This is a genomic window from Mesorhizobium sp. M0664, assembly GCF_040320565.1.
Lineage (GTDB): Bacteria > Pseudomonadota > Alphaproteobacteria > Rhizobiales > Rhizobiaceae > Mesorhizobium.
On the sequence record NZ_JAMYPW010000018.1, the window covers coordinates 1 to 14,614 of the forward strand.

Here is a 14,614-nt window from a genome sequence, read left to right on the forward strand (position 1 = left end):
ACTGACCCAGAACACGATCCACCATCGCGAATCTCCCTGCTCCAACCTCACAACAGAATCACTGATCGGCTTCTGTGCAAAGATCCCACATGGGGAGAAGGCAAGAGGGTGTCGCAAAACCGGATTCCACTTTTGCTGATCGCGCTTGAGTGCTAAACGCCCGCCTTCATGCATAGCCGAGCCGCGTTCGGCCGGAAGCTTTTCGGGAAAGAAAATGTCCGCCTTCAAATCCGATTTCCTGCGCACGATGAGCGAGCGCGGTTTCATCCACCAGACCTCGGACGATGCCGGCCTCGACCAGCTTTTCGCCACGGAAACGGTGAGCGCCTATATCGGCTTCGACGCCACCGCCAGGAGCCTGCATGCCGGGTCGCTGATCCAGATCATGATGCTTTACTGGCTGCAGCAGACCGGCCACCGGCCGATCGCGCTGATGGGCGGCGGCACCTCGATGATCGGCGATCCGTCGTTCAAGGACGAGGCGCGCAAGCTTTTGACGCCGCAGGACATCGAGGACAATCTCGCCGGCATCCGCCGCAACTTCACGCCCTACCTCAAATTTGGCGGCGGCCCCAACGACGCCGTCATGATCAACAATGCCGACTGGCTGATGGACATCAACTACGTCAATTTCCTGCGCGATGTCGGCCGGCATTTTTCGGTCAACCGCATGCTGGCCTTTGATTCGGTCAAGCTCCGGCTGGATCGCGAGCAGTCGCTGTCGTTCCTCGAATTCAACTACATGATCCTGCAGGCCTACGACTTCGTCGAGCTCTACAAGCGCCTCGGCTGCCGGCTGCAGATGGGCGGCTCCGACCAGTGGGGCAACATCGTCAACGGCATCGATCTCGGCCATCGCATGGAAGGCGCGCAGCTCTATGCGCTGACCACGCCGCTGCTCACCACCTCGTCCGGCGCCAAGATGGGCAAGTCGGCCTCGGGCGCGGTCTGGCTCGATGCGGAGATGCTGAGCCCATACGAGTTCTGGCAATACTGGCGCAACACCGAGGATGCCGATGTCGGCCGTTTCCTGAGGCTCTACACGACCCTGCCACTCGCCGAGGTCGGACGCCTCGAACGGCTCGGCGGCTCGGAGATCAACGAAGCCAAGAAGATCCTCGCCACCGAAATCACCGCCATGCTGCATGGCCGCGAGGCGGCGGAGGAGGCCAGCGAAACGGCGCGTAAGACGTTCGAAGAAGGGGCGCTCGCCGAAACACTGCCAACCGTCGAGGTGGGCAGGACCGATCTTGAAGCCGGCGTCGGCATATTGTCGCTGTTCGTCACCGCCGGGCTGGCCGGGTCCAACGGCGAGGCACGGCGGCATATCCAGGGCGGCGCCGTGCGCCTCAACGACCAGCTCGTGGCCGACGATCGCAGGATGGTGACGCTGCAGGACCTTGGCCCGGAAAACGTCGCGAAACTGTCGCTCGGCAAGAAGAAACACGTTCTGGTGCGGCCGGTCTGACCAGGGCCCGGTACTTCCTGTTAGATCTTTTCCGAAACCGGTTTCATCTTGCGGCGCTGACCTTCGGTTCGGAATCACCGCCGAGGCTAATCAGCTAGCTCCCGAGAATGGCCGAGGTGCCATTCGTCTCATCGATCGGATCGAGCAGGTAGCGCAAATAGCGGACGTTCTGCGGCGCTTCGATGAACGTCTTGTTCGGGGCACGGAAGCGGACTTGCGGCTTGGAGGCTTGGAGGCTTGGAGGCTTGGAATGTGAGAAGCGGACGTTCAGGCGCCCCCATGCATCGACGCGATCTGACCCATTCACGACAGTCGAAATCACGGTGAACGGGTCCGCTTGCGCCGGTAAAGCGAACGTACGACGTGCTACGAATCTCGCCTGGCTGGTCCTGGGCGGACCAGAGGAGCTAACGTCTATGCTATAGCCCTCCATGGCCCTCCTGAATCCCTGGGTTTGGACACCAGTTCGAGCGGAGCGCCAGAGAGATGCCCTGAGGCGCTGCTGTCACGTGGGATGGCTGCCTCGCAGGCGCCGCCCTCCGATAGCTCATGGGCGGCTTGAGGCGGCGATCGCGGGATAGTCGGTATAGCCAGCGGAGCCGCCGCCATAGAGCGTCGCCGAGTTGAACTCCGTCAGCGGCGTGCGCGTCTTCAGCCGTTCCACAAGGTCGGGATTGGCGATGAACGGGCGCCCGAAGGCGAAGAGGTCCGCCTTGCCCTCGGCGAGCCGCGACGCCGCGAGGTTGAGGTCATAGCCGTTATTGGCGATATAGGTATTGTTGAAGCGCCGGCGGAGCGATCCGAAGTCGAACGGCGCGACATCGCGCGATCCGCCCGTGGCGCCCTCGACGACATGGATATAGACGATGCCCAAAGCATCGAGTTGATCGACGATATAGTCGAACTGCGCCTGGGGGGCGCTGCTCGAGACGCCGTTGGCGGGCGAGACGGGCGAAATCCGGATGCCGGTGCGCTCTGCGCCGATCTCCTCGACCACCGCAGTCGCAACCTCCAGCATCAGCCGGGCGCGGTTCTCGACCGATCCGCCATAAGCATCCGTGCGGACATTGGCACCGTCCTTGGCGAACTGGTCCAGCAGATAGCCGTTGGCGCCATGAATCTCGACGCCATCGAAGCCGGCCTCAATGGCGTTCGCGGCTGCTTGCCGGAAATCGTTGACGATCCCCGCAAGCTCGTCGAGCGCCAGCGCGCGGGGCTCCGAAACCTCGACAAAGCCGTTGTTCACGAACGTCTTGGTCGCGGCCCGGATTGCCGAGGGCGCGACGGGCGCGGCGCCGTTCTCCTGCAGATCGACGTGCGAGACGCGGCCGACGTGCCAGAGCTGCAGGAAAATCCGCGCGTCCTTGGCGTGCACCGCGGTCGTGACCTTTCGCCAGCCGTCGATCTGAGCCTGAGAATAGATGCCGGGCGTGTCCTGGTAACCTTGTCCCTGCCGCGAGATCTGCGTGGCCTCGGAGATCAGCAGGCCGGCGGAGGCCCGCTGGCCGTAATACTCGGCGGCAAGGTCGCCCGGAACGAAGCCCGGGCCAGCGCGATTGCGCGTGAGGGGCGCCATGACGATACGATTGGAGAGCGTCAGCGAGCCGAGAGAATAAGGCTCAAAAAGTGCTTTGTTGGTCATAGGTCACCTTGTTTGTCCCCGCCGCGACGAGGTCGTTATCAAATGGTTTCGTTGGTGCTCAGGCGACCTTGCGGTACCGCTCGGCGGGATGTTCGTTCCGATAGTTCGGAAGCATGGCCTGGCGCGCGGCCTGAAGCGCATCCCACTGCCCGGCATCGGGAAGCGGCGGGATGGTCACCGGTTCGCGGCGGTCGAAGCCGACCAGCGCCGCATCAACCAGATCGTCCACCTCCATCACGTTGGAGAGCGTGTTGATGTCGGCGCCGACGTGGTCCCAGATCTCCGTACGCGTCGTGGCGGGCAGCACGGCCTGGACGTAGACACCCTTCGGCGCGAGCTCGAGGCTGAGCCCCTGCGACAGAAACAGCACGAAGGCTTTGGTTGCGCCGTAAACCGTCATCCCGAACTCCGGCGCCAGCCCGACCACGGAGCCGATGTTGACGATCGACCCTTCGCCAGCTTTCGCAAGACGCGGGGCGATGGCGCTGGCAAGTCGCAGAAGCGCGGTCGTGTTGAGCGCAACGAGCCGGGCGACGTCATTGGTACTCTGCTCGATGAAGCTTCCGCCGATGGCTGTTCCGGCATTGTTGACGAGAATCCCGATGCGGGCGTCATCGCGCAGCCTCGTCTCTACCGTTGCAAGCTCGGCAGGCTGCGTAAGATCAGCCTGGATGATATCGATCGCAACGCCAGTTTCCTGACGGAGCCGGGCTCCCAGTGCCTCCATTCGTGCCACGTCACGGGCAACCAGCACGAGGTCGTGTCCGCGGCGGGCGAACCGTTCGGCATAGGAAGCTCCGATGCCCGTGGAGGCGCCGGTGATGAGGACTGATGGAATGGTGGTCATGGCATTGCTCTTTTCTCTGATGGAACCTATATTCATGACGATCATCATGATTGCGGCTAAATATGATGGGCATCATGTAAATGTCAACGGGGCCGACGGAGAATTTTGAAATGAAGGTCAGTCGAGAGCAGATGACGGAGAACCGTCACCGGATATTGGATGCGGCCAGCCGGCTGTTTCGCGAGAAGGGGTTCGACGCGGTCAGCGTGGCGGAAGTGATGAAGGCCGCCGGGCTCACCCATGGCGGCTTCTATGGCCATTTCAGTTCGAAGGACGACCTGATCGCGCAGACCCTTGCCCACGTCCTCGCCGCGGACTCAGGCGGAGGGGGCGATCTTCGCGCTTATGTAGGTTCCTATCTTTCGCCCCGGCATCGCGACAACTGCGCCGGCGGTTGCCCGACGGCGGGCCTTGCCGCAGCCATCCGCCATCAGACCCCGGCTGCACGCTCGGCCATGACGGAAGGCCTACGATCGCAGATCGACCGTATCGGCAAGGCGCTCCCGGAGTTGGATCCGGCAGACAGACGCCGCGCGGCGATCGGAAGCTGGGCAGCGATGGTGGGGGCAGTAATCCTCGCCCGGGCGATCGACGATCCCGCGCTCTCGGATGAAGTGCTTGAGCAGACGCGTGCCTGGGTCGATGCCGGGATCAGCCAAGTGTCTGCCAGCTAGGTGGTCTGCGGCAGGAGTGCTCTTGTCGAGAGCAATGCGGCTATCGGCGTTGGTTGGGTGGCTATCTTGCAGAATATCGCACGGCAGCGTGCAATCAGCGGGATCCGCGGACCAAGAGGGTTTCGAACTTCCCTGTTGAGGGAACCATGCTGTCGCCCAATTTCCGCTAAACTGGCGAATGAAGCCGTTCAACGGCAGAACATCGAATGACCGCTCCTGGCGCAACTACGCCCTCAAGCGCGATCGCCGGTGATGTCCGCTGTAAGGCGGTGGCACAACTAACTTTAACGGCCGACATTAGGCGCAAAGCGGCCATTTAGGCCCGGGCGGACGTCAGTCGCCTTTGGATCATGGGCGTGAATTCGCGGGGCGGACGAGCGGCCGCTTAAGATCAAAACTCGGTCGCTCGAGGTAATTGGGTTTTGACCTCAGCGATACTCGAAGATCGACCTGAAAATCCCGGGCGCTATCACCGATAGCGGATTGACCTCCAGGTTCGGCTTGTTGGCGTTGCCCTTGAGCCTGTAGGTGACGCCGATCAGGCCGCGGTCGCGGCCGTTGCCGAGCAGTGCGCCGATCAGCGGCAGTTCGCCGAAGATGCGGTTTACGCCGTAGGCCGGCATGAACGTGCCGGTCATGTCCATATTGTTGTTCTGGTCGTAGAGCGTGCCCTGGAAGGTGGTGCCGATGCGCGAGCCGCGCAGTACGCCGTTGCGCAGCTTGAGATAGCCGCTGCCCTTATCGATCTCGCTGAAACCGCGCTCGAACTTCACCCTCGACGTGTCGAGATTGCCTTTGACCGCCTCGTTGAGGCTGCGGTTGTCGCCGGCCGGCGTCGTCGACACGATCGAGGCGAGCTTCGGCTCGTTGACGACAAAGAAGTTCTTGGCGTCGACCTGGCCTTTCATCGGACCGTCGCCGGCCCCGGTGAGCGCCAGCGTGATCGAGCCGCCTTCCATATGCTCGTAGATGTTGAGGAAGCGCAGTATGGCGCCGGCGTCGGCCGACTTCATGTTGAGCGTGCGCAGGCCGCCGCCGGTCGTGTTGCTGATGGTGATGGCGGCTCCCGAACTTGCCGTGGCGCTCACCTTGAGCCCGTTCACCCGGGACCCTGCGGCGCTGTAGTCGAGTTTCAGATTCGACAGCACCTCGTCGTGGAAGCCGGTCAGGGAGCTGACGTCGGCGCTGACCGAGATCGCATCGACGCCGGTGGTCTTGGTGGCGGTATCGACATCGGACGTGAATTGCTTGATCAGCGAGCGTGCGTCCAGCGCGCTGCCGCTGACCTCGACCGCATAGGCTTTGCCCGACCGCTTCACCGAGACGGCGACGTCGTCGCCCCTGTTCAACGTGACCTTGCTGAACCGGGCCGAGGACAAGGCGCCGTTGACCAGCACGGCGCTGCCGTCGATGGAGAAGGTCTTGCCGTCGAGTTCGAAATTGGACAGCGTCGTGGTGTCGCCGGTCTTCGCCATGGCGAAGACCACCTTGGCGGGAATGCCGGGGCCCTTGCTCCAGCCGGCCCAGGGAATGTCCAGCCTGGCATTGGTCAGGTCGGCCGACACGTTCTGGTTGCCGGTGCCACTCTTGTCGATCGCCACCTTGATGGTTCCGGAAAGCAGCGTCGACAGGCCAGGCATGGCGGTGGCGCGCGTCTTGTCGTCGAGCACCAGCTCCACTTTACGACTGCGCGGCGGGCCGCCATCCCTGAGTGGCTCGATCAGGTCGAGCTCGGCCGGAATGCCGTTGAGCAGCGCCTTGGCCGAGATCACCGCCCGGTCGGGCGCGACCGTGATCGAGCCGTCGGCATGGCTGACCGTCTGGCCCTCGAACGGCTTGCCCAGCGACAGGTCCTTGTAGTCGAGCGCCACCAGCCAATCGAGTTTGGAAGAGTCGACACCGGACTGCAGCGGAATATCGGCCTTGACGTGGCCGGTCACCGTGCCGGACAGGTCGTCCGGCAGCAGGCCGACATGGCGCATGGCGTTGATCGGGTCAAAGGATGCCAGCTCGGCGATTGCCGGCGCCTCGCCGGCGACATCGATGTCGAGCGCGCCGATCACCGGCGGATGGTTCGCCGCCTTGACGGTGAGCGTGCCGTTGCTCGCCGCCACCGTGCGGCCGCTCGGCATATAGACGCTGCCCGACGACAGCGCGACGTCGACGTCATTGCCGTGGAAGCCGACGACGCCGACGGCATCGCGGATCGGCGGAATGCGGCCGGCCGTGTCGAAGCGCGATCCTTCGACCTGGAATCGGCCGAACACTTCATCGGCCGAAAGTGGCACGCCGTTGCCGAGCCGTCCGGGCACGACCTGGAACTGCAGGCTGCCATCGACGACGCGGCCGCCGAACAGGTTCTTGAGCACCCACAGCCTGGCATTGCGCGCCGAAAACCAGGGCCATAATTGCTTGACGTGCGAGACCGGCATGTCGTGGACATTGAGCGCCACCGATATGCCCGGCGCCTGGTTGGCGACGAATGAAACCGAAGCCGTGCCCAGCACTTCGCTGCCCGGTCCGGACCGGACGCCGATCTGCTCGGCGACCAGCTTTTGGCTCGTCGGCTGGTAGACGCCGGCAATACGGGCAATGAAGCTGAGCGCCGGCTCCGGCGAATCCGAAGGCGCCAGGGTCGAACCGTCGCTGGTCAGGTCGTAACGATAGGATGGCTCCTCGCCCGCTGCGCCGGTAGCGGGCTTCGGGCCGATCGAACCGGCGAAATCGAAGGTCGAGCGGCCGGTTTTCACCAGCAAGCTTTCGACCTGGATCTTGTTCGACCCGGCGACGAGCGTCGCATCGAGATCGATGTCGGCCGGAAGCAGGCCGCGCGAACCGAGATTGAGCACCGACCCGGTCAGTGACAGGGCAGCGGTCAGCCGCGAACTGTTGTCGCCGGTCCCTTCCGACCCCGCCAGCTTCAAGGCGATCGCGCCCAATTTGCCGCCTGCTGCCGCAGCTTCGGCATCCGCCGCCTGGATGCTGGCATCCAGCGTGGTGATGCGTCGCGTCGCCGGATCGCGGGTGGCGGAAGCGGCGATGGTAAGTCCCCTGCCGTCGACATCCGCATCGGATGAAAACTCCATGCTTCCCGGTCCCGTCTGCGACACGGAGGCGTCGGCGATGGTGACCGACTTGACCGATCCGGTCTCGGGCAGTGCCAGCTCGACGTTGCGCAGATCGATCTGGCGCATCGAATCCACGCGCACCGCATCGAGCGCGCGGTTGACGTTGGCGAAGACGGCGGCGGAAAGTTTTTCCGGATCGATGAGGCCATCCTGGTTGCGCAGCCCGGCCGTCCAGTCGCCGCCGGACGGCATCGCGGCCATGACGATGTGCGCGTCGGAAATCCGGGCGCTGGTCAGCCGTACCTCGCCCGAAAGCAGCGGGATCAGCCGGATGCCGAAGCGGACCCGGCCGGCATCGGCCATCGGTTTGCCGTCGGCGGTCTTGAGGCTGACGTCGCTGACCTGCAGCGCAATGAAGCTCGACCCGTCAAGCGTCAGCCGGGCCGGCCCGACGGCAACGTCGACATCGAAGCCGGCCAATCTCTCGATTGCCGTTTCGGCTTCCGCGCGAAGCCGCTCCGAGCCGAAGCCGGACACGCCGATCGCGTAGACGCCGGCGCCAGCCAGCAGCACAAGGGCGACAAGGCCGGCAAACAGCCGCGCCATCAAACGGACGCCGCGACCGATCGACGCCTGGCCGAGCGGCGGGACGCGGCACGCGGACGGAAAGGTTCCCAGGTCGGTGATCTCGTCACGCCTGAACCTGATCTTCTCGTGCTGCGGTAGCTCCTGATCCACGCAATCTTCCGTTGAAACGAATTCGATCGTGGACGAATCCCCGCTCGACATTATATCGATGCAGCCTGGCGCGTAACCTCAAACAAGGGCATCGGTATGGCTGGCCTCGACGTGGGCGATGTTGCGCCGCAGTTCGATCTTCCGCGCGACGGCGGCGGTTCACTCAGCCTCGCCGCATTGCTGGGAAAACCCATCGTACTCTATTTCTACCCACAGGACGACACCACAAGCTGCACCAACGAGGCGATCGGCTTTTCGCAGTTGAAGCCGGAGTTCGAAAAGGCCGGCGCTGTCGTCATCGGGCTCTCGCCGGACAGCGTCAAGAAACATGACAAATTCAAGGCGAAATACGATCTGAGCGTCAACCTTGTCGCCGACGAAGAACGCAAAGTGATCGAGGCTTACCATTTGTGGGTGGAAAAGAAGCTCTACGGCCGCACCTATATGGGCGTCGAGCGGGCGACGTTCCTGATCGGCCGGGACGGACGCATCGCCAGGATCTGGCGCAACGTCCGCGTCAAGGGGCACGCCGAAGAGGTGCTGGAGGCGGTTCACGCCCTTTGAGAGCTGCGCCAGGCCGCTGTAATTCGATACCCGTTTTGCGCGAAGACCTTTGCCTGTCGTTCGATCGGCAAAACTTTGTTAACCCTAATAATGTGTAATCAGGCTTGTCGTTGGTGTCGTAACGAAAGCTTGGTCCCGTGAACGTAGCCAGTCAGTCAGCGGTCTTCGGCAGACGCAGAGAGCCCCACACGGTCATCATCGCCCGGGGCGACCAGATAAGGCATTTCACCATACGCCCGTGGCTGGCTGCATTTTGCGGCTCGGCGCTGGCGGCGGTCGTCATCGGCTACCTGCTGGCGACCTCCTATCTGGTGCTGCGCGACGATCTAATCGGCGCCACGACGGCGCGGCAGGCGCGCATGCAGCAGACCTACGAAGACCGCATCTCGGCACTGCGCAGCCAGGTCGACCGCATCACCAGCCGCCAGCTACTCGATCAGCAACTGATGGAAACCAAGGTCAGCGAGCTGCTGGAACGGCAGAGCCAGCTCAGCCTGCGTCACGGCCGTCTCGGCCCGATCCTCGAACGAGCCGAAAACGAGGTCGCAACGCCGCCCATGCCGACGGCAAAGCCGGACGAACATGCCGACGCGACCGGCAGCATCCAGCCGATGGCCTATTCCGTCGCCAGCCTTGCTGCCCCCCTTCCCAGCAACGACACCAGGCCGTTCTCGCTGTGGTCGACCCGCGCCGATCCGCTGCCGAGCGAAAGCGCGGCCGACCGGGCAGACAAGCTCTTCGTTTCGATCAACAACTCGCTGAAGGCCATCGAGAGCCAGCAGCTCACCCGCATCGCCACACTTGCCGACAATGCCTACAAAAGCGCCGACGCGATTTCGCAGGCGCTCGAGGCCGCCGGCCTGCCCGTCGACAGCGAATTCGAAAAGAGCGACGTCGGCGGCCCGCTGATACCACTCGACAGCTCGTTGGTCTTCGACAGCAAGGTCAAGGAGTTGGACGAGGCTCTTGACGCGCTGGATCATCTTAAAAAGGAAGCGCGCCGGCTGCCGCTCGCCAACCCCGCCCCCGGCCGCAGCGTCACCAGCCCGTTCGGCGTGCGCACCGACCCCATCCTCGGCACGGCCGCCTTGCATTCCGGCATGGATTTCAGGGCGCCGGTCGGTGTGCCGGCCAAGGTCACGGCAGGCGGCGTCGTCGTCAAGGCCGGCTGGAACGGCGGCTACGGCCGCATGATCGAGGTCGACCACGGCAACGGTTTTGTAACGCGTTACGGGCATCTCAGCGAAATCGACGTCGCCGTCGGCCAGAAGCTCGATGCCGGAGACGTCATCGGCAAGACCGGCAACAGCGGCCGCTCGACCGGCCCGCACCTGCACTACGAGGTCCGCCACAATGGCGAGGCGATCGATCCGCTGCGCTTCCTGACCGTCGGCAAGAAGGTCGAGCGGTATCTGTAGAGCCGGCGATTCATTCGGCGTGAAGCCTGTCGCGCGCCAACCGCCCGCCAGGCAATATCAGAGATAGATCGCTTTCAGCCCTCAGCAGCAGCCATGAACGCGCCGAGCCGCCGGTTGAACGGCTCACCGGTCTGCTGAACGCTGTGCCCCGCGCCGGCGATCACGGCACGATCGGCACCAAGCACGTTTTCGAGCACGTCGCAGACGGCGTCGAATGCTGCGCTGTGCCCGCCGGATACCACCAGTTTCGGGAACGGCGCATCGGCAAGTTGCCGAAGCGGAATTTCGGCCTCCCATGGCCCGCGTTCGACGACGAGCATGGCCGCGCCTTGCGCGAGCGGGGGCGGCAGCGGGTCTGGCAATTGTATCGCCGAGCCGACCAGATGGAGAAACTGGCGCAAGAAAAGCGCGGGATCGTCGCGCGGTCCGCTTTGCCAGTGGGTCTTCAGGCGCGTCACGAGTTCATTGACGGCAACATCCTCGCGCGCAAGGTCAAAGGCCGGCGGCTCGATCACCGTGAGCGAACGGATTGCTCGCGGGCGCATCGCTGCTGCAAGAAGAGAGATGACGCCGCCATAGGAATGCCCGACCAGATGGACGCGGCTTTCGCCCCAGAGGTCATGCGTCCGATCGAGGAATCCGGCGACCAGTCTGGCGTCGACGACGAAATCCTCGCGTTCGGCAGGGGAACTTGATCCGTATCCCGGCCGGTCGACCACAACCAGCTTCCAGCGCTCCGCAAGCGGTTGCTGCGCGGACCACGTCATCATGCCGTTCGTGACGCTGCCGTGGACGAACAGAACCGGCGGCCCGTCGCCCCGCACCTCATAGCCGAGATCAATCCCGTCGAGGGTCAGCTTCGGCATCGCATCTCCTCCCGCAGACCGGCGAGAGGAAGTATGCTCCCCGCAACGGAAAGGCGCAACGAACTCCGATCCCTGGCCGGCTCACAGCCGGTTCCGAAATGGGCTTCAGGGCGCTGATCGGAATGCCGGCCAAGGTCATGCCCGGCGTCCCGTCCAGCCGGTGGCGCTTCATGCTGGAAAATTGCCAGAGTTGGCCCATCCGCCGGCGGGCGCGAATCCGCCGGCGTTAAAAGGACCTTGGCCACAGGCGAATTATTTTTGAATTCCATTTGACTGAATAAATCTTCAGTGCCAGTCTGGCCTCTCTCGAGGGCACAAGGCATGGCACTGCGGGGAACCAATCAGGAGTTCGGGCGGCCGTATAACCGGCGCATCGTGCTCGAATCCATCCGCCTTCACGGACCGATCGCCCGCGGCGATATCGCCAGGCGGGTCGGACTCACCGTGCAGACGGTGTCAACCATCGTTCGCGAGCTGGAAGAGCACGGTTACGTGCTGTCGCTGCGCGAAGAGCCCAAGGGGCGCGGCCTGCCACCGGCAACGCTGCGCATCAATCCGGAAGGCGGCTATGCCGTCGGCATCCACGTCACCCCGCTGGGCATCAATGCCGCCCTGATCAACCTAAGCGGCGATGTTATCGAGAGCACCTACCGCGAAGCCCCAAATGCAACGCCCGACCACGCTTTCGAGCTGATCGGCGCCATGGTGCTCGAATTGACGGCATTGCGGCCCGGTGGCCGCGTTCTCGGCATTGGCATGGCGCTGCCCGGACCGTTCGGCGTGGAGTCCATGAGCTTTGTCGGGCCGACCACCATGACCGGCTGGAAGGATGTGGCGCTGCGCGAGCGGCTGGCCGCCTCGACCGGACTGCCGGCCTTTTTCGAAACCGATATGGCGGCGGCTGCTATCGGCGAGCGCCTCTACGGCCTCGGAACGGCATATTCCGAGTATTACTATCTTTATTTCGGCGTCGGTCTCGGCGGCGTCATGGTGCATGACGGGGCGGCATTGCGCGGCGCCTGGGGAAACGCCGGTGAAATCGGCCACATTCCCGCAGTGCCAGGCGGGGAGCCCTGCCCGTGCGGCAATCGCGGCTGCCTCGAACGGTATCTCTCGCTCGAGGCGCTGCGGCGCCGCAACATCGCCGACGCCGAGTGGGTGAGCGAGATTGCGCCGATCTTCCGCAACGCCGTCACCATCATCGAAAACCTGTTCGATCCCGAAACCATCATCCTCGGCGGGCTGGCGTCCACCGAGCTGCTCGAAAGGCTTGCCGGCGCGGCCGTGCACCTGCCCAATTCGGTGTCGGCGCGAAGCGATCGCACGACGCCCCGCGTCAGCGTCGCGCGCGGCGGCCAGCATGCGGTGTTGCGCGGCGCCGCCGCGCTTGCCGTCTCAGGAGTGCTTTCGCCACGCTTCGGCCAGATCTTCACCGCCGAGCGCGAACGCGGACGAGATCTCTTGCATAACAAGGGGATCGCAGCATGAGCGAACCGCTGCTGGTGCTCGACAACGTAGCCAAGAATTACGGCGCCATCGAAGCGCTGAAAGGCATCAGCTTTTCGATCGACAAGGGCGAAGTGGTGGCGCTTCTGGGCGACAACGGCGCCGGCAAATCGACGCTGGTCAAGATCATTGCCGGCGGCCTCGAGCCGACCTCCGGCCGCATGCTGTTCGAAGGCAAGGAATTCCTGGCCAAATCTCCCGCCGAGGCCAAGGCCGCGGGGATCGAGACGGTCTACCAGGACCTGTCGCTTTGCACCAATGTCGACGTGGTCGCCAATTTCTTCATGGGCCGCGAGATCACCAGGAAGGTTCTCGGCATTCCGGTGCTCGACGAGCGCGCCATGGAGCAGGTGGTGCAAAAGGCGCTGGCCAGCGCCGGCACCCGCATTCCCTCGCTTCGCACCAATGTCGAGCATCTTTCCGGCGGCCAACGGCAGGCCATCGAGCTCAACCGGTTCGTGCATTTTGGCGGCAAGCTGGTGCTTCTCGACGAGCCGTTCGCGGCGCTCGGTGTCGAGCAGACGCGGCGCGGCCTCGACATGATCCGCCAGGTGGCGAGCCAGGGCATCGGCGTCGTCATCATCACCCATATCATGCAACAGGCCTTCCAGGTCGCCGACCGGATCGTGGTGATCCGGCAAGGCGTCGTGGCGGGCGATGTCGCACGCAACAAAACAAGTCCCGACGCGGTGATCAACATGATCACCGGAGAGACGCTCGCCGGTGCCGGACCGGCGAGCTGAGGGACAAATGAGGGGTCCGGCGCAAGAGGAGCGAACGACATGAAGAAAATACTTCTTTCCGTCTTCGGTATCCTGGCACTGGCCTTTGCCACGCTCACGCCGGCATTCGCCCAGTCCAAGGGCACCGTCTACTACATGGTGCCGACATTGCTCGATGAGTTCCAGACCGGCTCGGTGAGCGCGCTGGAACTGTTCCTGAAGCAGGTCGGCTACGAGATGAAGACGTTGAACGCCGACAACAAGACCGACGCTCAGCAATCGCAGATGAACGACGTCATCGCGCTGAAGCCGGCGGCGATCATCCTTGCCGCCGTCGATTTCAATGCGCTGAAACCGTCGATCGAGGCGGCCCGTGCCGCCGGCATCCCGGTCGTCGAGTTCGACCGCCAGATCACCTCGACCCCGTCCGACTTCACCTCGGTGGCCGGAACCGTCGAGATCGGCTACGTCGCCGCCGACCAGGCGCAAAAGCTCCTGACCGCGAAGAACGGCTCGGTGAAGGGCAAGATCCTGCAGGTGCTCGGCGATCCGGGCGATCCCTACACGCTCGACATCCAGAAGGGTTTCGAGGAGAAAATGAAGGCGTTCCCGGACGTCAAGATCATCTCGCTGCCGGCCATGCAATGGGCGGCGGATGCAGCCGGGACCATCGTGAACGACCAGTTGCTCGCCAACCCCGACATCGACCTGATCTTCAGCCATGCCGCGCATCTTTCGGTCGCTGCCGTCGCCTCGCTCGAGGCCGCCGGCAAGAAGCCGGGCGACGTCATGCTGATGAGCTCGAACGGCGCTCCGGTCGGCCTCGACTTGATCCGCAAGGGCTGGCTCAACGTCGAAGTCGAGCAGCCGCTCTACGCCCAGGCCGCGGCGGTCGCGATGTTCATGGACAAGGTGGTCAACAAGCAGGAGATCAAGCCCGGCGAATATGATGTGCTTGGCCTGAAATCAACCCTGACCAAGGAAGCGTGGGGACCGAACATCAAGATCCCCGGCGCTGCGATCACCAAGGAAAATGTCGATAACCCGGCCTTCTGGGGCAACATGAAGCCGCCGACCGAAACCATAAAGCCGGTCGAATAG

General features: G+C 63.7%; 12 protein-coding genes. 7 read left to right on the forward strand and 5 right to left on the reverse strand.

Annotation, left to right across the window (positions count from 1 at the left end; all coding sequences use genetic code 11):
• A partial coding sequence (locus NKI39_RS17565) for a hypothetical protein (protein WP_352833257.1) occupies window positions 1–228 on the reverse strand: 228 nt, incomplete at its 3' end.
• Between NKI39_RS17565 and tyrS the strand changes: the two genes are divergently transcribed.
• Entirely contained in the window at window positions 215–1,468 is a 1,254-nt protein-coding gene (gene tyrS / locus NKI39_RS17570; protein WP_352501564.1) for a tyrosine--tRNA ligase, read from the forward strand. The two genes, NKI39_RS17565 and tyrS, sit on opposite strands and share 14 nt — an antisense overlap.
• 547 nt (window positions 1,469–2,015) lie before the next feature.
• Here the strand turns inward: tyrS and NKI39_RS17575 are convergent.
• Complete coding sequence (locus NKI39_RS17575) at window positions 2,016–3,110, reverse strand: alkene reductase (protein WP_352501563.1); 1,095 nt, start codon at window positions 3,108–3,110, stop codon at window positions 2,016–2,018.
• A 58-nt stretch (window positions 3,111–3,168) separates the two neighbouring features.
• The gene (locus NKI39_RS17580; RefSeq protein WP_352472053.1) at window positions 3,169–3,957 is read right to left on the reverse strand and encodes an SDR family NAD(P)-dependent oxidoreductase; all 789 of its coding nucleotides are present in this window, start codon (window positions 3,955–3,957) and stop codon (window positions 3,169–3,171) included.
• 110 nt (window positions 3,958–4,067) lie between these two features.
• On the opposite strand from NKI39_RS17580, the gene NKI39_RS17585 reads away from it, so the two are divergent.
• Window positions 4,068–4,631 (forward strand): TetR/AcrR family transcriptional regulator, encoded by a 564-nt coding sequence (locus NKI39_RS17585; RefSeq protein WP_352472054.1) that lies wholly within the window; start codon window positions 4,068–4,070, stop codon window positions 4,629–4,631.
• 428 nt (window positions 4,632–5,059) lie between these two features.
• On the opposite strand, the gene NKI39_RS17590 is transcribed toward NKI39_RS17585, so the two are convergent.
• Entirely contained in the window at window positions 5,060–8,437 is a 3,378-nt protein-coding gene (locus NKI39_RS17590; RefSeq protein WP_352833260.1) for a hypothetical protein, read from the reverse strand.
• Window positions 8,438–8,533: 96 nt separating this feature from the next.
• Between NKI39_RS17590 and NKI39_RS17595 the strand changes: the two genes are divergently transcribed.
• Together NKI39_RS17595 and NKI39_RS17600 are read left to right on the forward strand one after the other, a co-directional pair.
• On the forward strand, window positions 8,534–9,001 hold the full coding sequence (locus NKI39_RS17595) for a peroxiredoxin (RefSeq protein WP_352471944.1): 468 nt from the start codon (window positions 8,534–8,536) through the stop codon (window positions 8,999–9,001).
• Between the two features lie 137 nt (window positions 9,002–9,138).
• Entirely contained in the window at window positions 9,139–10,419 is a 1,281-nt protein-coding gene (locus NKI39_RS17600) for a M23 family metallopeptidase (RefSeq protein ID WP_352833263.1), read from the forward strand.
• A gap of 74 nt (window positions 10,420–10,493) precedes the next feature.
• Here NKI39_RS17600 and NKI39_RS17605 read toward each other — a convergent pair whose 3' ends face one another.
• Window positions 10,494–11,285, reverse strand: coding sequence for an alpha/beta fold hydrolase (locus NKI39_RS17605; RefSeq protein WP_352501558.1), 792 nt, complete (start codon window positions 11,283–11,285; stop codon window positions 10,494–10,496).
• Window positions 11,286–11,606: 321 nt separating this feature from the next.
• Here NKI39_RS17605 and NKI39_RS17610 point away from each other — a divergent pair, with 321 nt between their 5' ends.
• From NKI39_RS17610 to NKI39_RS17620, 3 genes are read left to right on the forward strand one after another with little or no spacing between them, the layout of a single operon-like run.
• Window positions 11,607–12,773 carry an ROK family transcriptional regulator gene (locus tag NKI39_RS17610; RefSeq protein ID WP_352833266.1) on the forward strand — a complete coding sequence of 389 codons (1,167 nt, stop codon included), beginning with the start codon at window positions 11,607–11,609 and terminating at the stop codon, window positions 12,771–12,773.
• A complete protein-coding gene (locus tag NKI39_RS17615; protein ID WP_292663106.1) occupies window positions 12,770–13,534 on the forward strand; it encodes an ATP-binding cassette domain-containing protein in 765 nt (254 codons plus the stop codon). The genes NKI39_RS17610 and NKI39_RS17615 overlap by 4 nt, the downstream gene beginning before the upstream one ends.
• A 39-nt stretch (window positions 13,535–13,573) precedes the next feature.
• Window positions 13,574–14,614: a sugar ABC transporter substrate-binding protein gene (locus tag NKI39_RS17620; RefSeq protein ID WP_292663104.1), complete on the forward strand. Its 1,041-nt coding sequence runs from the start codon at window positions 13,574–13,576 to the stop codon at window positions 14,612–14,614.

Coding starts and splice junctions, on each gene's coding strand:
- tyrS (WP_352501564.1), top strand. CDS start 215: ATGTCCGCCTTCAAATCCGATTTCCTGCGCACGATGAGCGAGCGCGGT.
- NKI39_RS17575 (WP_352501563.1), bottom strand. CDS start 3,110: ATGACCAACAAAGCACTTTTTGAGCCTTATTCTCTCGGCTCGCTGACG.
- NKI39_RS17580 (WP_352472053.1), bottom strand. CDS start 3,957: ATGACCACCATTCCATCAGTCCTCATCACCGGCGCCTCCACGGGCATC.
- NKI39_RS17585 (WP_352472054.1), top strand. CDS start 4,068: ATGAAGGTCAGTCGAGAGCAGATGACGGAGAACCGTCACCGGATATTG.
- NKI39_RS17595 (WP_352471944.1), top strand. CDS start 8,534: ATGGCTGGCCTCGACGTGGGCGATGTTGCGCCGCAGTTCGATCTTCCG.
- NKI39_RS17605 (WP_352501558.1), bottom strand. CDS start 11,285: ATGCCGAAGCTGACCCTCGACGGGATTGATCTCGGCTATGAGGTGCGG.
- NKI39_RS17610 (WP_352833266.1), top strand. CDS start 11,607: ATGGCACTGCGGGGAACCAATCAGGAGTTCGGGCGGCCGTATAACCGG.
- NKI39_RS17615 (WP_292663106.1), top strand. CDS start 12,770: ATGAGCGAACCGCTGCTGGTGCTCGACAACGTAGCCAAGAATTACGGC.
- NKI39_RS17620 (WP_292663104.1), top strand. CDS start 13,574: ATGAAGAAAATACTTCTTTCCGTCTTCGGTATCCTGGCACTGGCCTTT.